At 58.7% G+C, this 21,490-nt stretch carries 23 protein-coding genes and 1 pseudogene; 14 read left to right on the top strand and 10 right to left on the bottom strand.

Translation table 11 applies throughout. The features are described from left to right. Positions 1-28 precede the first annotated feature (28 nt). Both CLV84_RS13150 and CLV84_RS13140 read right to left on the bottom strand, forming a co-directional pair. A pseudogene (locus CLV84_RS13150) lies at positions 29-492 on the bottom strand (VOC family protein). Between the two features lie 26 nt (positions 493-518). Beyond that, complete coding sequence (locus CLV84_RS13140) at positions 519-1,733, bottom strand: acyl-CoA dehydrogenase family protein (RefSeq protein ID WP_104420248.1); 1,215 nt, start codon at positions 1,731-1,733, stop codon at positions 519-521. Between the two features lie 206 nt (positions 1,734-1,939). On the opposite strand from CLV84_RS13140, the gene CLV84_RS13135 reads away from it, so the two are divergent. Genes CLV84_RS13135 through CLV84_RS13115 form a run of 5 tightly spaced genes read left to right on the top strand, consistent with a single transcriptional unit; the run spans position 1,940 to position 4,968 of the window. Next, a complete protein-coding gene (locus CLV84_RS13135; protein ID WP_104420247.1) occupies positions 1,940-2,674 on the top strand; it encodes a hypothetical protein in 735 nt (244 codons plus the stop codon). 26 nt (positions 2,675-2,700) lie between these two features. After that, complete coding sequence (locus CLV84_RS13130; RefSeq protein WP_104420246.1) at positions 2,701-3,276, top strand: hypothetical protein; 576 nt, start codon at positions 2,701-2,703, stop codon at positions 3,274-3,276. Between the two features lie 57 nt (positions 3,277-3,333). Next, positions 3,334-3,579, top strand: coding sequence for a hypothetical protein (locus CLV84_RS13125; RefSeq protein ID WP_146088802.1), 246 nt, complete (start codon positions 3,334-3,336; stop codon positions 3,577-3,579). Between the two features lie 40 nt (positions 3,580-3,619). After that, positions 3,620-4,711 (top strand): trypsin-like serine peptidase, encoded by a 1,092-nt coding sequence (locus CLV84_RS13120; protein WP_104420244.1) that lies wholly within the window; start codon positions 3,620-3,622, stop codon positions 4,709-4,711. Beyond that, positions 4,708-4,968 (top strand): carboxypeptidase-like regulatory domain-containing protein, encoded by a 261-nt coding sequence (locus CLV84_RS13115; RefSeq protein ID WP_104420243.1) that lies wholly within the window; start codon positions 4,708-4,710, stop codon positions 4,966-4,968. The genes CLV84_RS13120 and CLV84_RS13115 overlap by 4 nt, the downstream gene beginning before the upstream one ends. 28 nt (positions 4,969-4,996) lie before the next feature. Here CLV84_RS13115 and CLV84_RS13110 read toward each other — a convergent pair whose 3' ends face one another. The 3 genes from CLV84_RS13110 to CLV84_RS13100 all read right to left on the bottom strand — a co-directional run bounded on the left by CLV84_RS13110 (position 4,997) and on the right by CLV84_RS13100 (position 7,434). Continuing rightward, a complete protein-coding gene (locus CLV84_RS13110) occupies positions 4,997-5,413 on the bottom strand; it encodes a LytR/AlgR family response regulator transcription factor (protein WP_104420242.1) in 417 nt (138 codons plus the stop codon). A 282-nt stretch (positions 5,414-5,695) separates the two neighbouring features. Next, positions 5,696-6,742 carry a phosphotransferase family protein gene (locus CLV84_RS13105; RefSeq protein ID WP_104420241.1) on the bottom strand — a complete coding sequence of 349 codons (1,047 nt, stop codon included), beginning with the start codon at positions 6,740-6,742 and terminating at the stop codon, positions 5,696-5,698. Positions 6,743-6,759: 17 nt separating this feature from the next. Next, positions 6,760-7,434: a hypothetical protein gene (locus CLV84_RS13100; RefSeq protein ID WP_104420240.1), complete on the bottom strand. Its 675-nt coding sequence runs from the start codon at positions 7,432-7,434 to the stop codon at positions 6,760-6,762. Between the two features lie 137 nt (positions 7,435-7,571). Here CLV84_RS13100 and CLV84_RS13095 point away from each other — a divergent pair, with 137 nt between their 5' ends. The 4 genes from CLV84_RS13095 to CLV84_RS13080 all read left to right on the top strand — a co-directional run bounded on the left by CLV84_RS13095 (position 7,572) and on the right by CLV84_RS13080 (position 12,137). Beyond that, positions 7,572-8,069 (top strand): CIA30 family protein, encoded by a 498-nt coding sequence (locus CLV84_RS13095; RefSeq protein WP_104420239.1) that lies wholly within the window; start codon positions 7,572-7,574, stop codon positions 8,067-8,069. Positions 8,070-8,097: 28 nt separating this feature from the next. Beyond that, positions 8,098-8,625 (top strand): hypothetical protein, encoded by a 528-nt coding sequence (locus tag CLV84_RS13090; RefSeq protein WP_104420238.1) that lies wholly within the window; start codon positions 8,098-8,100, stop codon positions 8,623-8,625. A 69-nt stretch (positions 8,626-8,694) separates the two neighbouring features. Then, positions 8,695-10,209: an arylsulfatase gene (locus CLV84_RS13085; protein ID WP_104420237.1), complete on the top strand. Its 1,515-nt coding sequence runs from the start codon at positions 8,695-8,697 to the stop codon at positions 10,207-10,209. Between the two features lie 266 nt (positions 10,210-10,475). Continuing rightward, on the top strand, positions 10,476-12,137 hold the full coding sequence (locus tag CLV84_RS13080; RefSeq protein ID WP_211295254.1) for a sulfatase family protein: 1,662 nt from the start codon (positions 10,476-10,478) through the stop codon (positions 12,135-12,137). A gap of 18 nt (positions 12,138-12,155) precedes the next feature. Here CLV84_RS13080 and CLV84_RS13075 read toward each other — a convergent pair whose 3' ends face one another. The 3 genes from CLV84_RS13075 to CLV84_RS13065 all read right to left on the bottom strand — a co-directional run bounded on the left by CLV84_RS13075 (position 12,156) and on the right by CLV84_RS13065 (position 14,319). Then, positions 12,156-13,247 (bottom strand): hypothetical protein, encoded by a 1,092-nt coding sequence (locus CLV84_RS13075; RefSeq protein WP_104420236.1) that lies wholly within the window; start codon positions 13,245-13,247, stop codon positions 12,156-12,158. A 118-nt stretch (positions 13,248-13,365) separates the two neighbouring features. Next, the gene (locus CLV84_RS13070) at positions 13,366-14,052 is read right to left on the bottom strand and encodes a porin family protein (protein ID WP_146088801.1); all 687 of its coding nucleotides are present in this window, start codon (positions 14,050-14,052) and stop codon (positions 13,366-13,368) included. Positions 14,053-14,130: 78 nt separating this feature from the next. Beyond that, positions 14,131-14,319, bottom strand: a complete 189-nt coding sequence (locus tag CLV84_RS13065) for a hypothetical protein (protein WP_104420234.1) — start codon at positions 14,317-14,319, stop codon at positions 14,131-14,133. Positions 14,320-14,637: 318 nt separating this feature from the next. Here CLV84_RS13065 and CLV84_RS13060 point away from each other — a divergent pair, with 318 nt between their 5' ends. Next, entirely contained in the window at positions 14,638-15,540 is a 903-nt protein-coding gene (locus tag CLV84_RS13060; RefSeq protein ID WP_104420233.1) for a formylglycine-generating enzyme family protein, read from the top strand. A 22-nt stretch (positions 15,541-15,562) separates the two neighbouring features. Here CLV84_RS13060 and CLV84_RS13055 read toward each other — a convergent pair whose 3' ends face one another. Then, entirely contained in the window at positions 15,563-15,742 is a 180-nt protein-coding gene (locus CLV84_RS13055) for a hypothetical protein (protein ID WP_104420232.1), read from the bottom strand. Positions 15,743-16,154: 412 nt separating this feature from the next. Here CLV84_RS13055 and CLV84_RS13050 point away from each other — a divergent pair, with 412 nt between their 5' ends. From CLV84_RS13050 to CLV84_RS13035, 4 genes are all read left to right on the top strand, one after another. After that, positions 16,155-17,471 (top strand): Gfo/Idh/MocA family protein, encoded by a 1,317-nt coding sequence (locus tag CLV84_RS13050; protein ID WP_104420231.1) that lies wholly within the window; start codon positions 16,155-16,157, stop codon positions 17,469-17,471. Positions 17,472-17,537: 66 nt separating this feature from the next. After that, positions 17,538-18,410, top strand: coding sequence for an FAD:protein FMN transferase (locus tag CLV84_RS13045; protein WP_104420230.1), 873 nt, complete (start codon positions 17,538-17,540; stop codon positions 18,408-18,410). A gap of 46 nt (positions 18,411-18,456) precedes the next feature. Then, positions 18,457-18,990 carry a DUF7010 family protein gene (locus tag CLV84_RS13040; RefSeq protein WP_104420229.1) on the top strand — a complete coding sequence of 178 codons (534 nt, stop codon included), beginning with the start codon at positions 18,457-18,459 and terminating at the stop codon, positions 18,988-18,990. Between the two features lie 150 nt (positions 18,991-19,140). Then, the gene (locus CLV84_RS13035) at positions 19,141-20,940 is read left to right on the top strand and encodes an acyl-CoA dehydrogenase family protein (protein ID WP_104420228.1); all 1,800 of its coding nucleotides are present in this window, start codon (positions 19,141-19,143) and stop codon (positions 20,938-20,940) included. A gap of 89 nt (positions 20,941-21,029) precedes the next feature. Here the strand turns inward: CLV84_RS13035 and CLV84_RS13030 are convergent, their stop codons facing one another. Further along, the gene (locus tag CLV84_RS13030; protein ID WP_104420227.1) at positions 21,030-21,419 is read right to left on the bottom strand and encodes a hypothetical protein; all 390 of its coding nucleotides are present in this window, start codon (positions 21,417-21,419) and stop codon (positions 21,030-21,032) included. Between the last annotated feature and the right edge of the window lie 71 nt (positions 21,420-21,490).

The following is a 21,490-nucleotide window of genomic DNA, read 5'->3' as shown; positions in this document are numbered from 1 at the left end:
CGACGACCCCGAAAAAGTTAACCCTGAGTTAACCTTGCCACCCTATCGGTTCATCCGTACCGAAGTACCGGTACGGCCCACCCCCGTAAAGTTCGTCCTCCAGAATCGCCGGATCGATACCCGCCCGGTCCTCCGGTTCGGAGGTGATCTCCACCAGGTTGCCCGCCGGGTCGCGGAGGTAGAGCTGCATGGAGCCATCCGGCAATTCCCGTACACGTCCCCACGGCCTGACGTCCAGGATTCCCAAATCCTTCATCCGGTAAAAAACGGCGCTGAAGTCCGGCACCCGCAGGCAGAAATGCCCCCGGAACGTCGGCGGGGCATCCGGCAGTTCCGCCAGGTGCAATGTTGTTGGTCGTTGATAATCAAGAAGGCACCGGGGTAATCGAGCCCGTCCACTTCCCGCTCTCTGAAGCCGAACTCGCGGACGTAAAAATCACGACTGCTTTTCAAATCCTCGACGATCAGGGTGACATGGTGGATGCGGGTCATGGTAAAAAGCTTGGTAAAGGGTGAGGCTACGATGTTGCCTGGTAGTAGGCGATTGTGTTCCGGCCGAGCTGAAACATGTGGACTTCGTCCGGTCCGTCGGCCAGCCGGATACTACGTGCATAGGCGTAAAAGTCAGCCAGCGGAACATCACCGCTCACGCCCATTCCGCCGTGCAGCTGGATCGCCCGATCGACCACCGTACACGCCATTTGCGGACAAACGATCTTGATCATGCCCACCAGGTCCTTCGCCCCCTTGATCCCTTCCCGGTCGATGTGGTCGGCGGCACTCAGGGTTAGCAGTCGCGCCTGCTCGATTTCACAGCGGCTCCGGGCTATCTCCTGCCGTACGCTGCTGAACTTCGCCAGCTGCCGCCCGAAGGCTTCCCGCTCCCCCACCCGCCGGCAACTCATCTCCAGGGCTCGTTGCGCCACCCCGATCAGCCGCATGCAGTGGTGGACGCGACCGGGCCCTAATCGGCCCTGGGCGATCTCGAAGCCGCGCCCTTCACCCAGGATGAGGTGGCTCGCCGGCACCCGTACGTCCGCTAGGGTGATCTCGGCGTGGCCCGCCGGACTATCGTAGGTTCCGAAGGCGGTAAGTGGCCGCTCGACTTTTACGCCGGGAGTATCGGCCGGAACGAGGATCATGCTCTGCTGCCGGTGGCGGGGGGCCTCCGGGTCGGTCTTACCCATCACGATGTAAAAAGCGCAATCGGGGTGCATCGCCCCGGTACTCCACCACTTACGGCCGTTGATGACGTATTCGTCTCCGTCCCGCTCGATGCGGGTGGCGATGTTCGTCGCGTCCGAACTGGCCACGGCCGGCTCGGTCATCAGGAAGGCGGAGCGGATTTGCCCGTCGAGCAGGGGCAGCAACCACTGCTGTTGTTGCTCGGGGGTACCGTACTTCGCCAGCACCTCCATGTTGCCCGTATCCGGCGCGCTGCAATTGAAGATTTCGCTCGCCCAGAGCACCCGGCCCATGATCTCGGCCAGGGGGGCATACTCGAGGTTGGTCAGCCCCGGACTGAAATCGCCGTAGTCTTCCGGCAGAAATAGGTTCCACAGTCCGGCTGCACGGGCGCGTTCCTTGAGTTCCGCCATGCCGGGAAAGACTTGCCAGCGGTGCGACTCCGTCCATTCCCGGTAAGGCCGTTCCACGGGGTAGACGTGCTCGTCCATGAAGGCTTCGAGGTGGCGGATGTTGTCTGACGTCGATGCGGAAAAGGTGAAATCCATTCGGACAAGATAAGGCGAGGTGACTTCCATCCAGCGGCTGAGGGCTGCTTCCGTAGCACGGGTGGAAAGAAATGGCATCATAATTACCAATTACACAGCGGGGGGACACATCCGTCCGCCCGATACGACCTGATACGAGAAACCCCGGCGGGGAGCAACGGGCAAACCGAGTTTTGGCACATGTTTCACCAGCTACACCATTCACTATGAACAACCAAATGTTAGCGGAATACGGCCTGAGCGTATCGGAATACTACGAAGCCCTGCGGCAAGTAGTGGACGAACGGTTCCAGGATGCGCCCTACCGGGAGCTGGACGCCACCGTCACACCGGCCATCGAAAGGATGGCTCCCGAGGAAAAGGATGAGTTTTTCGGAGCCCTGGCAGCCATCGCCGCTCCCTTCATCGGCAAAGCTATCGGCTTCGGTGCTAAAAAAGTAGCGGGCATCGCCGTCCAGCAGCTCCGTTACCAAGTCCGTAAGGTAGCCGATCCGCGCTCCCGCGTCAGTCATCTCCTGAAACTGATCAATGACCCCCGCCTCAAGCGACTGCTTGCCGGCAACCTCCTGAACCGGGTCAGTCCTAAAGGTCCGATCGGTCGCCAACGCATCCGCCACGTCCGGCAGCGGGCGGGAAAACAGGAATTTACCGAAGTCAACCTCTCCGAGTACGTCAATCTCTTCAATCTGCTCGCTGGCCCGGCCACTTCGACCCGCACTGCGGACCAGCGGACCAGCAGCATAGGAAATGAAAGTGCCGAAACCGGCCAGGGATCGCTGGAAGCCAGCCTGCAAAAGCTTTATGGCCCCGAACTGGTAGTCCAGGAATCCAGCGACACCTCGTCGGGCTTCCAGTCCAAAAGCGATTTCGGCGTGGGAAACAGCTCCGAGGCCGCGCTATGGGGCGATGAATTCGCCTACGATGAGTCCATTTATTTCTAATCCTGCCTGATAAAAACCATACGACCATGCCCAACTCCATCTATCAGAACGGCAGCGTTCACGAAGGCATCGAGGCCGACCCCTACGATGCCTACGAATCCTGGCAGGACGAAGCCGGTGATTTCGAATCCGATTTCAATGAATCCGGTGACGCCGAGCGAAGCCGCAGCCGAACCGGAACGGCTGCCTCGGCCGTCCTACGCCGGATGCAACGCCAGATCTATTCCCTGCGGCGGCAGCTGCTGCAACTCAGTCAGACCCCGGGTTCGCCGGCCAGTATACACCGCCGCTTACAGCAGCTGGAACGATCCACCGCGGGAATGCAGCAGTCGCAGCTGATGGCCCTGCTCCTCGATCAGCCCCAACTTCAAAGTATACGGTTCGCCGGCGCCTCCGAATCCCAGACGGTGGAAGAAAGCAGTTTCGACAAGAAGTCGCTCCTGCTGCTGCAACTGCTCGGACAGGACGGATTGAACGGCTCCAAAGGCGGAGGTAATGCTTCCTTGCAAAGTTTGCTTCCCCTTCTGCTCCTACAGGACGATAAAGGGGAAAAGAACGACCAGCTCTTCACCTTCCTGCTTATTTCCCAACTCTGCAAATAGGAGGTCATGTACGATAACGCTCCCGCCTGCCCGGCGCCGGCATCAGATGCTGATTCGATGCTCCGTACCCTCTTGCTCCTACGGCTGCTCGGCAAGTCCGGATCGAGCAAGACGCACCAGCTCTTGCCCCTCTTACTGATGGGCCCGAGCGCCGACCGATCCTCCAGTCTTCTGCTATACCTGCTGCTTCAGAAACCGTCTCCGCCGGTCCCCGTCACCAGCCCGGCCGCCGACCATACCCCGAACGCCAAGGCCAAAATGAAGGCCGAGCCGAAGTACGACGGTCCGGTCATGGCGAAATGATATCATCCATACCTCAACGTTTCTATCAATTTGCTCCACCATGGAAAGTACCATGCTATATAAGGCCAATGGCCACACCGCTGTCAGCAGCGAAACGTCCGTCAGTAACGCCAGCCAGGAATCCTCCGAAAATGACGGGAATGCTAGTTCCGCCACCGAAGCAACCGATACGCTGGAATCCCTTGGAGAGGAACAACTCCGTGAGTCCCAGGATGGATCCACCGCCGATGTGCCCGCCAAGACCACTTCCGATGAGTATTCCAGCCTGGAGGAATTTGACCGACAGGACGGCAGGGGCGGATTCTCCCAGGAGTCGGACTCCTGGTTCGAAAGCGATGACGAGGGGAGTGATGACGGACAGACCCCCGGCGGCGATGGGGATGGAAGCGGTGCTTCGGTAGGCAACGTTGCCGTCGAGGCCTACGCCGCCAGCTACCCCGGACAAACCACCATCGCCGAGGTCGTTATCGGGCGCGACGATCGCAAACAGGTACGGGACACCACGCCATTCCCTTACAGCGCCATCGTACAACTCACGATCGAAGCTAAAAACGGGCGCCGCTACGTCGGCACCGGTTGGCTGATCAGCCCCCGAACCGTGATCACCGCGGGCCATTGCGTATATCTTCATGGTGCCGGTGGATGGCCGAAGTCGATCCAGGTTACCCCCGCCATGAACAACGCCACGAAACCTTTCGGCAGCTGCCAGGCAACGGCCTTCCGGTCCGTTCGCGGCTGGGTGAGCGGGAAGGAGAGCGACTACGATTACGGCGCCATTATTCTGCCACAACAGTATCCCTTCGGCCGCAAGGTGGGCATGTTCAAGTTTGCCTCCTTCACCGACCAAACCCTGCTGAGCAAATACGTCAATATCTGTGGTTATCCGGGTGACAAGGGGGGTAAAACGCAGTGGTACCACGCCAGGCGGGTGAGTCGCCTGACCAATAAGCGCATAACCTATCTTATCGATACCGCCGGCGGACAGAGCGGCTCGCCCGTATTTTACCGTCGGGACAAAACCCGCGTCGCGGTGGCCATTCATACCAGCGGAAGCATGGCCGGCAATTCCGGAACGCGCATCAACGCCTCGGTAAAAGCCAACCTGGAGCGCTGGGCTCAAGAAGGTAAATGATGCAATCCATTGAAGGGCTGCTGGTCGACCGAAGCGGAAGGCCCGTAGCGGACGCTACCCTATCCATTGTGCAAGCTACTGCCCCCGTCGCGGACATCGCCATGATGACCGACGGGAGCGGTCGCTTTTACCTCGACGATCTTCCCTCGGGTAGGTTCAGGCTACAAGTCATGCCCCCTGACGGCAGCGGACAGACCACCGTCGACTTCGCCGTTCCCCGTGCGAATGGTTTGCTGAGGATTCAACTGGATCGCTGAGACGAAGCGATCCGCAACCGCGAACCGGTCAACAGGCTCGATCCTCCATAGCGGTAAAAAATGCCGCACGGTGGCTTCTCGAGAGGTATACCTTGCCGCCACCCTGTAATACAATCGTTCCGCCTTCCTCCCGCAGGTACGCGAGTACGTGCGCCAGGTTAATTAAATAGGAGTGGTGGACCCGCAGGAACCCGCAATGCTCCAATTTCTCCTCCAGCTCCCGTAGGGTACGGCACACGACCCGGCTTTCTCCGTTACAGAAATGAACGGTGGTATAGTTTCCGTCCGCTTCCAGGTAGGTGATCTCCACGATCTTGGGAAAATAAACGCCCTGCTGATCCGCAAGCTGCAACAACCACGGCGTTCCCTCCGCCCGCTCGAAGTTGGTAATCGAGGTATTCAATTGTACGGGAATCTGTCCGGAATTCAGGGTAGGTTTTAGCATGGGTCAACGATTTAGACGGCAAACGGAGCTGCACACGATCCTACTGCCAGACATTTCCGTTCCTCTGGCTTTTGCTCCCCCAGCCCCCGGGAAGGGGAAGAAGCCAGGTCCACTACAATGTCCCGCGGTGTGGCATACGGTCCGCTCCGCGAGGGATGTGCGGCCGCCATTGGAATTCTAAAAATAGGTGAAAAGACACTGCGTAGTGCTAATTGCGGGAGGATATGTTACAACATTCATAAACTATTTTATCACCTAAATAAAATAGTTAGAACCCTTTTATTACCGATTTACCTCAATCTTTTGCCTGCCGAGTCGGGCAAACGCCTGTGCTGCCTGCGCGAATTGCTCCATCCGAATATCCTTCGTGCCTCCGTCCCGGTACCGGCGGTACAACTGCTGCGCGATCACCGCCGTCTTCAGGCAGGCGAAGGCCTCGTACCACGGCATGCGGCTGAGGTCGAAGCCGGTGTACTCGGCGTAGCGCGCCTTCAGGTAGGCCTTGTCGGGCCAGTCGCCCACGAGGAGGGGGATGGGCATTTCCGTCGGATCGATCTTCGGGTCCGGCCAGAAGCTCAGCGTACCGGCCAGATCGATGAGCGGATCGCCCAGGGTGGCCATATCCCAATCAAATACGGAAGTCACCCGGTCGGGCTCCCCGGGCTGGAACTGGCAGTTGTCGAATTTGAGGTCGCCGTGGACGATCGATACCGCCTGGGGCTCCGGGATATTTTGCCCGAGCCGATCCGCCAGGTAGTTGACATCGTTGTTTTCCTCCGTTTTCGCGAGTTGCCACCGCTGCGTCCAGCCCCGCAGCTGACGTTCGGCAAAGCCCCGCGGCCGCCCCAGGTCGGCAAGACCCGCCCGCTCCGGGTCGACGAGATGCAGCTCCGCCGTCACCCGCATCAGGGCATCGGTCAGCCGCTCTTCCACGCGGTCGATGCCGCCGAATTCCTCCGGCAGCCGGTAGCGGACGACCGTGCCTTCCCGTCGTTCCATCACGATAAAATCCACCCCGATGATGGCCGGGTCGGTACAAAGGTGGAGGGCGCCGGGCGCAGGTGTAAAGTATTCGGGCAACCGCGACAGCACCTGGTATTCCCGCCGCATGTCGTGGGCACCCGGTGCGATATTCCCGAAGGGCGGGCGGCGCAGGACGAAAGCCCGGTCTCTAAAGGTTAACTCATAAGTAAGGTTGGCGTGGCCGCCGCGAAACTGGCGCACGGAAAGCGGGCCATCGAAATCGGGGAGGTGGCGGCGCAGATAGGGCTCCAGTTGGTCCAGGGGAAGTTCTTCCCCCGGGCGGGTATCCATAACACGATCGGACATACCGCCAAAGTAACTGATTACTTCCGACTCACGGGGTACAGCTCCCGGTCAATATCGTTGACCAGCTCCCGTCCCATACGCTGCAGTTCGGCGCGCTGGGAGTCGAGAAATTTGCCGGTAAAGCCACGGGTGGATTTCCAAAGATTTCGCATCGGTTCCTCCCGGCTGAAGACGGTACTGCTGCCCCAGGCGGACCGGCGGTCACTGCCATCGGTAACGGCGTAGGATGCCACCAGATCCGTTGGTACGGGCGTGATCGACTCTTCCCCCATGGTGCTGTAAGCCACTATGGCGATAACGACGTACATCCGGTTGACGTAGTAGAATTGCCCCGGTACCTGACTTAGGGTGATGGACAGTTGCTGTCCGGCCAGCTTTCGATCCAGCCCCAAACTATCGGCAGCCTGCATGACGCCCTCCCGAACGTAGGCAAGCTGCTTCGCCGGATCCAGGGAGCATTCCAGCGTATTATTCCAGCTCCAGTACAGGATAGCGGGTACGAAACTGTTCTTGATCCGCTTGACTTCCGGTTCGCTGCGGTAATCGTCCGCATACCGCACGTCGATTGCGGAAACAGGCGCTGCGACTACCCCGTCTTCCGGCTGGTATTCCGCCAGGTAATCGCCATAGCGGGCGGGCCCGACGCAGGAACAGGTAAGGAACAGACAGGCTAGCAATAATGCTTTGAACATAGGTAGGGATAGGTGAGTGGAATGCCACCGCTAAATTAACCTGGCTCGAGGCCAGAAACAAGTACCGGATTGCCACCTGACCAAGATTTCAGGAGCATGACTCCGCACCGGGGGGGAAGGCGGGCTGTTCATCGGGTATGAATCCGCCGCAGCTCCTCTATGCCTTCAATGAATTTTCCGTCCGTGCCCAATGGCGGGTGGTCGATGACATCGTGATGGGTGGCCATTCCGACGGCCATTTCGCCATCACCCCCGAAAAGCACGGTCGCTTTTACGGTGACGTGAGCCTGAAAGACGGGGGTGGTTTCAGCTCGGTCCGCCACCGCTTTAACCCGCCCTTCAATGCCCAGCCCTTTAACCGCATCTTCATTCGGCTGAAAGGAGATGGCAGCGACTACAAGTTCCGGCTCAAGTCCGATCCCGAGGCACAATTCGCTTACGTTCACCCTTTCGCCACCTCCGGTGAATGGGAAGTCATCGAGATCACCCTGGCGGAAATGTACCCGGTCCGGAAGGGAAAACGGCTCGACTTGCCCAATTTCCCCGGCGATGTCATTGGGGAAATCAGCTTTTTAATCGCCAATGGCCGCGAACAGCCGTTCCAGTTGTTGATCGATCGCTTGGAGATGTTGTAACTTAACTGTCGAACAACTATATTTAGGTATGCCTGCCCAAAAACACACCTACGCCTACGGACACGTCCTCCGCTTCGGTCAAACGCTCCTGAGCAGCCTGATCGCCGTACTCGTACTCAACATTTTGTGGGCTCTAACCTCCCAACCCTTCGACCTCGGTATCTACCTGGACCTTTCACTGATCCTTACGATCATCCTCTACGTGATGTCCTACCACCACACCTTCAACGCGGGGATACGCTTAAACGAGCATGTGCTGCGCATCGACCGTATGGTGCTGGACGACCACGTCCTGGAATTAGCGGACGTTCGCCGCATTGAAATCACCCAACACAAGCCGCAGTTGGCTACGCTGTTCGCCGGTAACCGGCTTTCGATGCGGGTGGTTGGTGAAGCAAACGCGCTTACGATAGAAGTTTCCGACCTGCAGGATTCCCGGTCCTTTCTCGATGCCATGGAGACGATCGCCCAGGACCGCGGCATTCCGGTCAGTTACCAAAATGAAAAGGGAGAGTTCCTTACCGAAGAATCGGACGGCCAGCAAATCAGCTATTGATCGACTTCACTTTTCTTCCGGCAGGGCCTGATCCCGTCACCGGTAATATCTTGATGGCAAACTTACCGCATGTCACCGCTCCACCCGGCCCCGCCCGTTCATAGCCAGCAGAATATCGCCAGACTGACCCAACGGACACTTATCTATCACTTCCTCCCGCTGGTTGCCGTTCTGTTTGCCTGCGGAGGGCATACGGACACCGATTCGACCGCTTCGGATAGGCCATCGCCGCCGAACATCATCTATATCCTGGCCGACGACCTGGGCTACGGCGACCTGAGCTGTTACGGTCAAACGCTATTCGACACCCCTAATATCGACCGCCTTGCCGCCAACGGCCTCCGGTTTACGCAGCACTACAGTGGCAGCACGGTTTGCGCCCCGTCACGCTCCGCCCTGATGACCGGCTTGCATACCGGCCACACCTTTATCCGGGGCAACAAGGAAGTACATCCGGAGGGACAGTGGCCCTTGCCCGACCGCATCCGGGTCCTCCCCGAAATGCTCCGTGACCAGGGCTACCGTACCGGCGCTTTCGGCAAGTGGGGGTTGGGCTATCCCGGTTCCGAAGGTGATCCCGTCCGCCAGGGCTTCGATACCTTTTACGGCTACAATTGCCAGCGGCTGGCGCACCACTACTACCCCTATTATTTATGGGATAATCAAGAACGGGATTCCCTGCCCGCCAATGCCGGTACCGCGAAGGGCAGTTATGCCCCTACCCTTATTCAGGATCGGACCCTTGCATTCATCGAGGAGAACCGGGACCGGCCCTTTTTCCTGTATTACGCCCAGGTCATCCCTCACGCCGAGCTGGCGGCGCCCGATAGCCTGGTCACCCGTTTCGCGGAGCAATTCGGTCCGGAAAAAGCCTGGCAGGGGACCGATTCGGGGTCGGACTACCGGCGGGGCTCCTACGAGTCCGCCGAACGGCCGCACGCCACCTTCGCGGCCATGATCACCCTGCTGGACCAACATGTCGGCGAGATCCAGAAAAAGCTGGAAGAGCTGGGCCTAACGGAAAATACCCTCATCATTTTCACCAGTGACAATGGCCCCCACACGGAGGGCGGCGCCGATCCTGATTTTTTCGACAGCAACGGACCGCTGCGGGGCTACAAGCGGGACTTGTACGAAGGGGGCATCCGGGTACCGATGATCGCCGCGATGCCGGGCACCGTTCCCGTAGGCGAGACCGACCACGTTTCCGCCTTCTGGGACGTGCTGCCCACTTTGGCTGACCTCTCCGGCGCCCGCGTGCCGGAAGGGCTGGACGGTATTTCTTTTCTGCCAACTTTGGGCGGCGGAGCGCGGGAACAACAACGACACGAATACCTCTACTGGGAATTTCACGAGCGCGGCGGCCGGCAGGCCATCCGGCAGGGCGATTGGAAGGGGGTTCGCTACAACGCGAAGACCCAACCCAATACTCCCCTGGAACTGTATGACCTGGCTGGCGACCCGGGGGAAACCCAAAATGTGGCGGCTCAACACCCGGAAGTAGTGTTGCGATTGGATTCCTTGCTAAAGGCGAGCCGGTATGATTCGGAGGTTTTCCCCTGGGTCTTGGCGGACGGTTCGTGATGGCTGCTAACGGTGTACGTCAACTTGGTGTGCCTGGGGGGGGGGTGGACTGCGCTGCAGTCCCCTGAGGCTTGGGCTCTCTTTGTCCGGAGTTGGCATTCCGGGCAAGGGGGTTGGACCGCGCTGCGGTCCGTCTTCCCCCCGTCGTTGAGCGCTGCTCAGGGTATGATCCGTGCGCTCCGGCTCCCGGCCATACCCGGGCGCAGCAAGGCCCGATTAACCTAATCCCACCTTGCCCTTCCAAACCCAACGCGTACCTTCCAGTTATGCAAGCCCATACCCTAATTGCGCGATCGCGCTCCTGTTATTCCGCCATACTGGCGATCTTGATGGTTAGCTTGATCTCCTGCGGCGGAACGGCGGCAACCGACCCAACCGAGGAAAACGGGACCCGCCGCCCCAACATCATCTTTATCATGTCGGACGATCACGCCTACCAAGCCATCAGTGCCTACGACGACCGGCTGATCGAGACCCCCAACATCGATCGGCTGGCGGCCGAGGGGATGCTGTTCACCAATGCTTGCGTGACCAACTCCATTTGCGCCCCCTCCCGGGCGGTTATCCTCACTGGCAAGCACAGCCACGTGAATGGCAAGATCGACAACCGGATGCCGTTCGACACCTCTAACATTACCTTTCCCCAGCTCTTTCAGCGGGGTGGGTACCGGACGGCCATGTTCGGCAAACTGCACTTTGGCAACAATCCCGAGGGGGTAGACGATTTCATGATCCTCCCGGGCCAGGGCAATTACATTAACCCCACCTTCATCACCCCGGCGGGTGATACGACTATCCAGGGCCACGTCACGGAGATCATCACCGATCTCACGCTGAACTGGCTCAAACAGCAGGAGGACAGCGAGCAGCCCTACATGCTCATGTACCTGCACAAGGCCCCGCACCGCCCCTGGTGGCCCACACCGGAGAAGTTTGCCGAATTTTACGAGAAGAAATTCCCCGAGCCACCAACGCTGTTCGACGACTACGAGGACCGCGGCACCGCCGCCCGCACCGCCGAGATGAACCTGCTCGACTACCTCCAACACATGCACGACAGTAAGGTCCATCCCGAGACGATCGCCGCGATGGGCGACCAGGTCGCACCCCAAACGGCCGAGGGGCCCAGCGGACCCGGCGCCTTCTACGGCCCCTACAACCGCGCCACGGAGGAGCAGAAGGCCGCCTACCAACCCACCCTCGACAAGATCGCCACCGACTTCCGCGACAACTGGCCGAAGATGAACGACCGCGAACGCATGCGGTGGAAGTACCAGCGCTACATGCAGGACTACCTGGCCAACGTTTCCCTGGTCGACGACAACATCGGTCGGCTGCTGGACTACCTCGACGCAACCGGCCAGGCGGATAATACCATTGTAGTGTATACCTCCGACCAGGGCTTCTACCTCGGCGAGCACGGCTGGTTCGACAAGCGTTTCATCTACGACGAAAGCTTCAAAACCCCGCTGCTGGTCCGCTGGCCGGGCCACGTAGCCCCGGGATCCGTGAGCACGGAAATGGTGCAGAACCTCGATTACGCCCAAACCCTCCTGAATGCGGCCGGCCTCCCCCAACCCGCTGACCTGCAGGGAGAAAGCCTGATTCCCCTTCTTACCGGCGATACGGCCGCCTGGGACCGTGATGCAGTGTACTATCACTACTACGAATATCCCGCCGTGCACATGGTGAAACGCCATTACGGCATCGTAACGCAGCAGTATAAGCTGATTCACTTCTACGACGACGTGGACGAATGGGAACTCTACGACCGGAAGGCCGATCCCCGGGAAATGCGAAGTGTATTTGAAGAGCCGGCTTACGCGGAAGTGGTGGACCGACTAAAAGATGAGCTCGCAACGATGCGGGCATATTACGAAGACAGTGAGGAGCTCGACCGCAACTATATGCAATTTCGGGAGGATTGAGCGATCGTCGGCAGCAGCCTACCCACCCACCACCTCGATGCGCAAGTAATTATCCTCTCCGACCAGGCGCCCCCCGCCCAGTTCGACCACCGTTACGGGCAAGGTGAAGGTGATTCCCCCTTCGGTATCGATGAATACGCGGTAAGACGCTCCGGTGTCGTCGGTGAGGGTCAGCAGCCCCTTATCAAAATCGAGCACGTAGCTCCCCTGCAGGACGATGTGGTCGTCGGAAAGGAACATCACCGTACCGTCGTCGAGAAAGCTCGCGCTAATGGCGCCAAGGTCTCCGGGATCGATGTAGCTGCGGCGGGGCAGGCGTTTGGTATCGGCGGAGGCGGCCGATCCTTTTCGATTGCGCTTCAAGAGCAAATAACTGCGGGAATAGCCGGTATTCACCTCCTCGACGAAGGTTTGCGAACTGGCTCCGGCCGTGGTTTCCGTTGCTTTGAACGTGATCGGCACTGATTCACCGTTGGCTCGGAGAATGCGTCCGCGAAACGCGTCCGAACCAATGCTATCGATTATAATGACCTGATTATCTTCGTACTGGCCGCGGTCCCGTTCGGAAAGGATCAGGATCGGCTGCACGTAGTCGTTGACCAGCGTGTATTCCGAATATTCCAGGCCGGGGGCGGTCGCGCTCCAATCCGTCAGTCGGTTCACGAAATCCCGGGCGCCGGGACGAGCGTACTCCGGGAACCCCGTGAAACTCGGCTCGAAGCTAGCCCAATACTCCTGATCCAGATATCGATACAGAAAGGGCTGGCGGGTAAGAAACTGGGTATCCAGCCGCTGCTCCGTGGGTTGCAACGCGACGAGACGCTGTTGGGCGGCATCACCGCCGGACAACGTAATCGTACCATCGGATTCGACCCGGATCACGTTGCGGGCTGCACTAACGGGGATAGTGGTGTCCCTTCCGGTAAGTGGATTTCGGAGTGAAAGCTCCTCCTCCCTAAACCGGATGACATCTCCGGATTGAAGCCCACCGGTAAGACCGGTTTCGCTTAAAAAGAGGTAGCTGTCCCCGTAGGCGGCATCTTCCCGTTGCTCTTCACAGCTCGAAACGCTAATGAACAGCAGGATAAAAATTACAACGTAGTACTTCATAAGCGGTATTGCCCGCACTACAAGCGCTGCAGCCGCGGTTGGTTCGCTCTCCGCCAGGAGACCGCCCCGACCGGATTCGATACCGGCGGGGCGGAACCCATCGTAGGCAGCATACGGATCAGTTCAAGTCGAAGCTTACGCCCGCACCGACGTTCCAGCCCTGGAAGCCGACTTTGTCCTGGATGACGGGCACGTCGTACGGCTGGCTTAGTCCGTGCTGGTACCGAGCCTCAACGAAAAGACGGGTGGCTTCGCCTAGCCGGGCATTGGCCCCTACTCCACCGACGGCCGCCACGTGGAAGCGGTCGTAGCGGATAGCATCCAGGTTGATCGAGGAGGAATACAGGTCCAACTCGATGACCGCTTTAGCCGCGGCGGCCACCCGGCCGGAAGTGGCATACCCCAGTGAGGGCCCGGCAATCACGTAGGGCTGGATGCTGCTTTGGGTAGGGATTTGGAGTTGGATCAGGAGCGGTGCTTCGACGTAGTCAAAGCGGGTCTTGACCCGGGCACCGACCGGTAGGGATATACCTCCGAGATTAATGCCTTCCGATACCCCGATCGCGGTACCACGGCTGGTGTATTCCAGACCGGGGCGTAAACTAAAGTAGGCAGTGACGGGAATTTCGGCGGTGACGCCGAAGGTGGCGGTTCCGATCCGGTCCAGTTGGTCGGTTGCCCCGTCGAAGGCATCTCCCGAGCGAACGTTCGACTGGCCGAAGGCGCCATACACCCCAATGGACGTCTGGGCGGTAGCGAAGCCGAAAAGGAGGAAGGTAAAAAGAGCGAGCAAAGACAGTTTCATGGTAGTCAGTTTGCTCCTCAAACGGGGGCGTGGCCCACCCTGACGCAAAGAATAGGTTAAGGCTGGCGTTAAAGCTTGTTAAGCACTTTTCAAATGCTCTTTGCCTTCCAGCAAAGCACCGGCGAATGCGGCAAACGATAGCAGAATTCCGCCACCGATCATCAGGTCAGTCCAAAAGGACGAGGCGTAAAGCTGGAGGTGTAAATACGCTCCGGTTACGATTAACAAGACGGCCACTACGAAGGAAATAGGGTAAATAAGTTTCATATACTAATGCTTAGGTTTCAGGGAAAAGGCGCGGACAACTTCTAGGTATAGAACGAAATGAGGTAAGGAATAGGTTGCATCAACACCCCGCTCTGCCAAACTTTTTTCCGCTAAATTTCATTTTTCGGAACATCCTACCCCTATTTCAATTAAACCACCCCCGTTGCGCTATCTGCTGGTCGCTCTCCGCCAAATAATAAGTCCCGAACGCTCCCCGCCGGTAGGCAGGAACCCATATCGTGGTCTGCTCCCTGCCAGTTCCCCTTTCGAAACCGGTGTATATTAGCCGGACACTATACGAAGCTTTAAGTCGATAAAATGCCTTACCGAATTCTCCTTTTTTTCATGGTTGGCTTTGCACCTGCGCTCGCCGCCCAAATGGAAACCCAGGAAGTACGTATCCCGGGTACGGACGTACAATTTACCATGGTGGATCTGCCGGGAGGATCGTACGCCATGGGTGACGGAGGAAAAACCATTACCGTATCCCCCTTTGCGATCAGCCGTCACGAGGTGACCCACGATACCTACCGTATTTTTCAGGAACGGGACAACGACAGCCCGGTGGCCGCGAATACTAACTGGGATGTCGATGCCGTCAGCCGGCCCTCCCCGCCCTACCTCGACTTCACCTACGGTATGGGAACCCGCGGCGGTTACCCCCAGGTGAATACCACCCAGCAGGCGGCCCTCCGCTTTTGCGCGTGGTTGTACGACAAAACCGGGCGCTTCTTCCGACTGCCTACGGAAGCCGAATGGGAATACGCCTGCCTGGCCGGTGAAGAACCCGACCCCGCCGATCTGCAAGACATGGCGTGGCTGTATGAAAACGGCGAGGAAACCTACCACCCCGTTGGCGAAAAACAACCCAACGCATGGGGACTGTACGATATGCTCGGCAACGTCAGCGAATGGACGCTGGACGAATACTACGAAGATTACGCGGAGCGCCTCAATGACGATCCCGACCCTTGGATGCGTCCCGACGGCAAACATTCGCGCACCGTTCGCGGGGGTAGCTACGACACCTACACGGAAGAAGCCGGCTGTCGGACCCGCGAAAAGTCAAGCCCCCGCTGGCAGGCCCGCGATCCCCAGATCCCCAAAAGCAAATGGTGGAACGTAGATAGCCCGTTCCTCGGTTTTCGCCTCGTATCTCCAGATAAGCAGCCCACGGAAGCGGAAGTGCAGGCCTTCTTCGCGGAAGCAATCGTCGATTAAGGCGCGCCGTAATTGCGGCTACCTATACTCCTCGTTTGTGGGCCGCGATCACGTCAATCACCCCGAGCGCGATAGCCAGCATAGCCAGGCTCATAAACAGAGTGGGCCACCCCATTCCCTCCACGGAGCTATCCTGCGTGGCAAGCCCCGCCAGTACCAAAATCATGCCGCTATAAAAGGATACGAAGTAGGGAATACGCATGGTGCGGAGCTAGGAGTCAGCCGTTGGTTGTATGTACACATAACCCACGCCGACCCGGCAGGGTTCGGTGTATTTCCGGCGCTTAATCCCACCGGACGATACGGATAAGCGGATTTTATGGCTGTACCCATCCGATCGCCTTCAGCGGAGCATGGATCAGCTCCATACTTCGATTTGGGCCCCTACTTTAGCCGGCAAACCCACCACCCTAGCCCGGGGACCTGGCTACAACGGCTCCGCACGCTTCCCGCCTACCAAGCAGGAACCTTTCCGCGCCGCCCGGGATGTTACTAAAAGGATTTACCTCCCGAGCCCTTCCGGTCCTACGTCACCACAGGAAATGTTGACCGCGGGTTTTGCTCGTCGGCTCTTGTGCCGTAAATTGAAGCTGTAATTACTAATTGCTTTGATCATGCCCTTAGACAGACGCTCTTTTTTGCAGAAAACTACCGCCCTCGCTGCCGCCGGGCTGATTATCAATCCGGACCTCGCCGCTAAAGTCCACGTTACAGGTGCCGACGTCATCCGCATCGGCCTTATCGGCTGCGGCGGGCGCGGAACGGGTGCCGCCGTACAGGCGCTATCCACCGAACAAAACGTCAAGCTGGTCGCCATGGGGGATGCTTTCCGCGACCGGCTGGACGAGTCCTACACCGGCATTCAGGGACAGTTAGCGGAAATGGAGATGGACGCTTCCCGCCTGGACGTTGCGGAGGAAAATAAATTCGTTGGCTTCGATGCGTACGAAAAAGTCATTCCGCTGGTCGACGTCGTACTCATCGCCACCCCCCCGGGCTTCCGGCCCATCCACTTCGAGGCGGCGGTCGCCGCCGACAAGCAAATCTTCATGGAGAAACCGGTGGCGGTCGACGGGCCCGGCGTGCGTCGGGTGCTCGCGGCGGCCGAGCAGGCCAAGGCCAAGAAACTGAACGTCGTGGTCGGTCTGCAACGCCACTACGAAAAAAAATACACCGACGGCTGGGTGGAAATGATGCAAAACGGTGCCATCGGCGACATCACCACCAGCTACGTTTACTGGAATAGCGGTGGCGTTTGGGTGCGTCCGCGCCAACCCGGCCAAACCGAAATGGAATACCAGATGCGCAACTGGTATTACTTCAACTGGCTCTGCGGTGACCACATCAACGAACAGCACATCCACAACCTGGACGTCGGCAACTGGGTCAAGCAGGATCACCCCGCGACGGCTTCCGGCTTCGGCGGGCGGTACGTACGCAACGGGAAGGAACACGGCGAGATCTTCGACCACCACGCCGTGGAGTATGTGTATGCCGACGGTAGCCGCATGATCAGCCAGTGCCGCCATTGGCCGGGTTGCTCCAATAAAGTGACGGAAGAGTTTCAGGGGACCAACGGATCCGCCCCGGCCCCCGGCAAGCTCCTCACCCGGTCGGGATATGCCCTCCTCGACCACGACGAACGCAAGGACCCCAATCCCTACCAGGCCGAGCACGACCTGCTGTTCAAGGCCATTGCTAACGGAGAATATAAATACGCCGACGCGGAAAATGCCGCCAAAAGCACCCTGACGGCCGTCATGGGCCGCATGGCTACCTATTCCGGCCAGGTGGTTACCTGGGACGAAGCGCTGCAGTCCGAAGTAGATCTCTCTCCAATCGCCTACTCCTTCGATGCGCCACCCCCTATCCTCCCGCTCGAGAGTGGCTACTACCCCACTCCAACGCCGGGGGAAACCAAGGTAAAATAAGGGCAGCTGTTCCTTCCCCCACTGCACTACCTCTTTTGCAGCGCGCTACTGCTGCTCGCCACCGGTTTGCGGTCCCAGCACGAGCTCACCGTCCGCCGTTCGGCGATGGGCACGCCCTGGTCCATTACCGTGTACGCGACCGACACCCTGTCGGCCCGGGCCGCAGTCGACCGGGCGTACGAGCGGATCGATCAGGTGGAAGACCGGCTGAGTGACTATCGGTACGATAGCGAAATCAACCGGCTGTTTCGCAGCCCCCCGGGGGCGTGGTATCCCGTATCCGGGGATCTCCATACCGTACTGGCCTATAGCGTGCGTCTTGCCGAACGAAGCGGGGGCGCCTTCGATCCGACCGTCGGTCCGCTGAGTCGCTTGTGGCGCAAGGCCTTCCGCAGTCAGGAGTTTCCACCATGGGAGCGGATTCGGGCGGCGGCCGCGCGGGTGCATTACCAATCCCTGGAAATTGGGCCGGACCACGAGGTCCGGTGGGCCGGCGACAGCATTCAACTCGACCTGGGCGGCGTGGCCAAAGGATACGGGCTGGATGCCGCGGCGGAGGTGCTACGGGCGGCAGGCATCCACAGCTACCTCATCGACGGCGGCGGCGATCTCCTCCTGGGCGAACCTCCACCGGAGCGGTCGGCGTGGCGGGTGGCGACGCCCCTCGGCGTGCTGGATACCTCCGGGGTGGCGATTGCTACTTCCGGCGCCACTTTCCGCTACCTGGAATGGAACGGTACCCGCTACAGTCACCTCATCGATCCGCGCACCGGACTCGGCCTCACCGATCCGCGTACGATTACCGTCATCGCTCCTACCGGGATGACGGCGGACGGGCTCGCTTCGGCGGCCAGCGTACTGGGCGAAGCAGCCTATGCTCAGCGTTTCGACGGCTTACCGGACATCAGGGTACACTGGGCCGTCCCACCGGACCAATAGTCGATAAAATACTTTCCAATTAGCTAACGGAGTCATCTTAGCGTGCATGGACATGAAAGCGGCCCAGCTCGACCTCGACCACGCCTTCTACGGCGGCGCTCCCGGCGCAATGGTATCCGGTGTTGTTTGGATGCTGGCCGGAGCGATCGGCGCCTGGCTTTCCCCCCAGTACAGTATAGCGGTGTTATTTATCGGTGGCATGCTGATTTATCCGCTCGGCATGCTCATCTCCCGCATGCTGGGGCGCCCCGGTAGCGCGGCAAACGACAATCCCCTAACGGCCTTGGCGATGGAATCTACCGTCTTGCTGTTTCTGGGGCTCTTTGTTGCCTGGATATGCTTTTCGGTTCGGATAGATTGGTTCTATCCGATCATGCTCCTCACCATCGGTGGCCGCTACCTGATTTTTCAGACCCTCTACGGAAACAAATTATACTGGCTACTGGGAGCCTCCTTGATCGCGGCGGGCACGGCGGGTTTTTTATTCGCCTTACCCTTTTACGTGCCCGCGCTCACAGGCGGGGGATTGGAACTGCTATTCGCCGCCATCATTTTCTTCGGAAACCGGGGGCATAGGTAAGGCAAGCTTTACCGGATCAGCCACTGGCGGAAAGCCGGAATTGTCGAGAAAGCGAAATTTCGCTAATTGGGCAACCCATTACTTGACCACTCCGTTATAAGGGCGTATTTTCACAGCGAAAATTCGCTATCACCCCTAATTCTTTCGATCATGTCCGCCACGCTTACCGATAATAAAGTATTGAAAGGCGGTGAGTTTCTCATCGCCGACGCCGCCTACCAGACCACCTTCATGCCGGAGGAATTTTCCGAGGAACAACGGATGGTCAAGCAAATGGTCGACGACTTCATCGAGCAGGAAATCCGGACGAATCTCGACAAGATCGAAAAGCAGGAAGACAATATCGCTCCCCGCCTACTGGAGAAGATGGCCGAGTTGGGCCTTCTCGGTAGTCACATGCCCGAGGCGTACGGCGGATTGGAAATGGACACCAACACCAACACCCTGATTTGCGACGTGATGGGGGGAAGCTCGGGATCCTTTACCGTTTCCTACGCCGCCCATACCGGTATCGGCATGCTCCCGATCCTCTATTACGGTACCGAGGCCCAGAAGGAAAAGTACCTGCCCCGCCTGATCAGCGGCGAGTTGAAAGCCGCTTACTGCCTCACCGAGCCGGGCTCCGGGTCCGACGCCATGGGTGCCAAGACCACCGCCACCCTTGACGGGGACGCTTACGTGCTCAACGGCCAGAAGATGTGGATCTCCAACGCGGGATTCGCCGACGTCTTCATCGTCTTCGCCCAGGTGGATGGCGATAAGTTTACCGGCTTCATCGTTCCCCGTAACTTGGAAGGGCTTACCCTCGGTGCGGAAGAAGACAAACTGGGGATTAAGGGCAGTTCGACCCGACAGGTTTTCTTCGAGAACGTACGCGTGCCCGCCGATAACAGCCTCGGCGAGATCGGCAAGGGTCACCTTATTGCCTTCAACGTGCTGAACGTAGGTCGCTTCAAACTGCACGCCCTCAGCGTAGGCGGAGCGAAGCGGGCCCTGCAAGTAGGCATCCGGTACGCCAACGAACGTATCCAGTTCAAGCAGCCCATCGCCAACTTCGGCGCCATCAAATATAAGATCGGCGAGGCCGCCATCCGCATCTTCGCCGGCGAGAGTGCACTGTATCGGGTCAGTCAGCAGATCCAGGACATGAACGTCCAGCTAAAGGAGCAGGGTAAAACCTTTTCCCAGGCTAAGTTGCTCAGTGCCGAAGAATACGCGATCGAGTGTGCCCTGCTGAAGTTTCTCGGTTCCGAGACGCTGGATTACACCGTCGACGAGGTGGTCCAGATCCACGGCGGTATGGGCTACAGCGAGGAAACCCTGGCTCCCCGGATGTACCGCGACAGCCGCATCAATCGCATTTACGAAGGCACCAACGAGATCAATCGCCTGCTGAGCGTCGACATGCTGCTACGCCGGGCCATGAAGGGAGCTCTCGACATAGTAGGCCCGGCCTGGGCCGTACAGAAAGAGCTCGGCGGCATGCCTTCTCTGGAACGCCCGGAGGGCGACTACGGCGAGGAGATTAAGGCCGTATCCGATTTCAAAAAGCTTATCCTGATGGTAGCCGGAGCCGCCGCCAAGGAGCAAATGGACGGCAAAATCAACCTGAAGGGCGAACAGGAAATACTCATGAACGTGGCGGACATGCTCGGCGACCTGCTGCAGGCGGAAAGTACGCTGATGCGGATTCGGAAAATGCGTGCCACGGGACTGGGCAAACAGGATATCGAAGTGTACGACGCCATCCTGCGCACCTACCTTCACGACGCCACCGCCCGCATGGCTAAAAATGCAACCGATGCCGTGGCCAGTTTCGTAGAGGGTGACCTCCTCCGCACCTTTACCATGGGTATCAAGCGCTTTACCAAGTATCCGCCCCAGAACGTGAAGGTGCTCCGCCGCCGGGTTGCGGATGTCCTGATCGAGGCCAATGCCTGGTCACTGTAGCGTAGCAAGGGGCTAAGGACCAAAGGAGAAAAGGGGTTAAGGATGTTGCATCCTTAACCCCTTTTCGATTTAGTCCCGAGAGCCTTTGCTTAAATCTTAACGACTTCTGCTTGAATCGGATAATCGGCGAGAATCCGGTTGGTGAAGGCCATGTGACCGCGGGGAACGGCCAAATACAGCTTGCCATGCTTGTAGGCGGCCAGCGAGCTCAGTAGCCGCCATTTGGTTACTACTTCCCGTACGTCGTCGGACTTGAGCCCGAGCTCAAAGTAGCTTTTACGGCCATTGACCTCACCGGTGACATCGGGGATGAAGTATTCATCGGAGTCTTTGCTGCGGCGGATCTTGGCGGGGGTTTCGTACCCCTCTGCATTCGCCTTAATGTTATCGAAGCCTTTTTTGGATACGATCTTGTCAAGCAAAGTCTGAATCAACTCAGCATCTTTTTGCTGGGCGTCGGTGAGGATTCCGTTTTCCATTGTGGGTGGGAAGATTTAAGCTGGTAAAATGTATAGCGAATATCCGTAAAATTAGCGAGAGCCGCCGTGGT

Source organism: Neolewinella xylanilytica, assembly GCF_002934605.1.
In the GTDB taxonomy this organism is placed as follows: Bacteria; Bacteroidota; Bacteroidia; order Chitinophagales; family Saprospiraceae; genus Neolewinella; species Neolewinella xylanilytica.
This window is presented reverse-complemented; position numbering and strand designations above follow the sequence as displayed.

Bases quoted from the DNA above. Each gene is read 5' to 3' on its own strand.
- CLV84_RS13080 (WP_211295254.1), top strand. From the start codon at position 10,476: ATGCAAGCCCATACCCTAATTGCGCGATCGCGCTCCTGTTATTCCGCC.
- CLV84_RS13135 (WP_104420247.1), top strand. From the start codon at position 1,940: ATGAACAACCAAATGTTAGCGGAATACGGCCTGAGCGTATCGGAATAC.
- CLV84_RS13065 (WP_104420234.1), bottom strand. From the start codon at position 14,319: ATGAAACTTATTTACCCTATTTCCTTCGTAGTGGCCGTCTTGTTAATC.
- CLV84_RS13085 (WP_104420237.1), top strand. From the start codon at position 8,695: ATGTCACCGCTCCACCCGGCCCCGCCCGTTCATAGCCAGCAGAATATC.
- CLV84_RS13040 (WP_104420229.1), top strand. From the start codon at position 18,457: ATGGACATGAAAGCGGCCCAGCTCGACCTCGACCACGCCTTCTACGGC.
- CLV84_RS13030 (WP_104420227.1), bottom strand. From the start codon at position 21,419: ATGGAAAACGGAATCCTCACCGACGCCCAGCAAAAAGATGCTGAGTTG.
- CLV84_RS13035 (WP_104420228.1), top strand. From the start codon at position 19,141: ATGTCCGCCACGCTTACCGATAATAAAGTATTGAAAGGCGGTGAGTTT.
- CLV84_RS13050 (WP_104420231.1), top strand. From the start codon at position 16,155: ATGCCCTTAGACAGACGCTCTTTTTTGCAGAAAACTACCGCCCTCGCT.
- CLV84_RS13105 (WP_104420241.1), bottom strand. From the start codon at position 6,742: ATGTCCGATCGTGTTATGGATACCCGCCCGGGGGAAGAACTTCCCCTG.
- CLV84_RS13090 (WP_104420238.1), top strand. From the start codon at position 8,098: ATGCCTGCCCAAAAACACACCTACGCCTACGGACACGTCCTCCGCTTC.
- CLV84_RS13100 (WP_104420240.1), bottom strand. From the start codon at position 7,434: ATGTTCAAAGCATTATTGCTAGCCTGTCTGTTCCTTACCTGTTCCTGC.
- CLV84_RS13075 (WP_104420236.1), bottom strand. From the start codon at position 13,247: ATGAAGTACTACGTTGTAATTTTTATCCTGCTGTTCATTAGCGTTTCG.
- CLV84_RS13110 (WP_104420242.1), bottom strand. From the start codon at position 5,413: ATGCTAAAACCTACCCTGAATTCCGGACAGATTCCCGTACAATTGAAT.
- CLV84_RS13140 (WP_104420248.1), bottom strand. From the start codon at position 1,733: ATGGATTTCACCTTTTCCGCATCGACGTCAGACAACATCCGCCACCTC.
- CLV84_RS13060 (WP_104420233.1), top strand. From the start codon at position 14,638: ATGCCTTACCGAATTCTCCTTTTTTTCATGGTTGGCTTTGCACCTGCG.
- CLV84_RS13055 (WP_104420232.1), bottom strand. From the start codon at position 15,742: ATGCGTATTCCCTACTTCGTATCCTTTTATAGCGGCATGATTTTGGTA.
- CLV84_RS13070 (WP_146088801.1), bottom strand. From the start codon at position 14,052: ATGAAACTGTCTTTGCTCGCTCTTTTTACCTTCCTCCTTTTCGGCTTC.
- CLV84_RS13125 (WP_146088802.1), top strand. From the start codon at position 3,334: ATGCTCCGTACCCTCTTGCTCCTACGGCTGCTCGGCAAGTCCGGATCG.
- CLV84_RS13095 (WP_104420239.1), top strand. From the start codon at position 7,572: ATGAATCCGCCGCAGCTCCTCTATGCCTTCAATGAATTTTCCGTCCGT.
- CLV84_RS13115 (WP_104420243.1), top strand. From the start codon at position 4,708: ATGATGCAATCCATTGAAGGGCTGCTGGTCGACCGAAGCGGAAGGCCC.
- CLV84_RS13130 (WP_104420246.1), top strand. From the start codon at position 2,701: ATGCCCAACTCCATCTATCAGAACGGCAGCGTTCACGAAGGCATCGAG.
- CLV84_RS13120 (WP_104420244.1), top strand. From the start codon at position 3,620: ATGGAAAGTACCATGCTATATAAGGCCAATGGCCACACCGCTGTCAGC.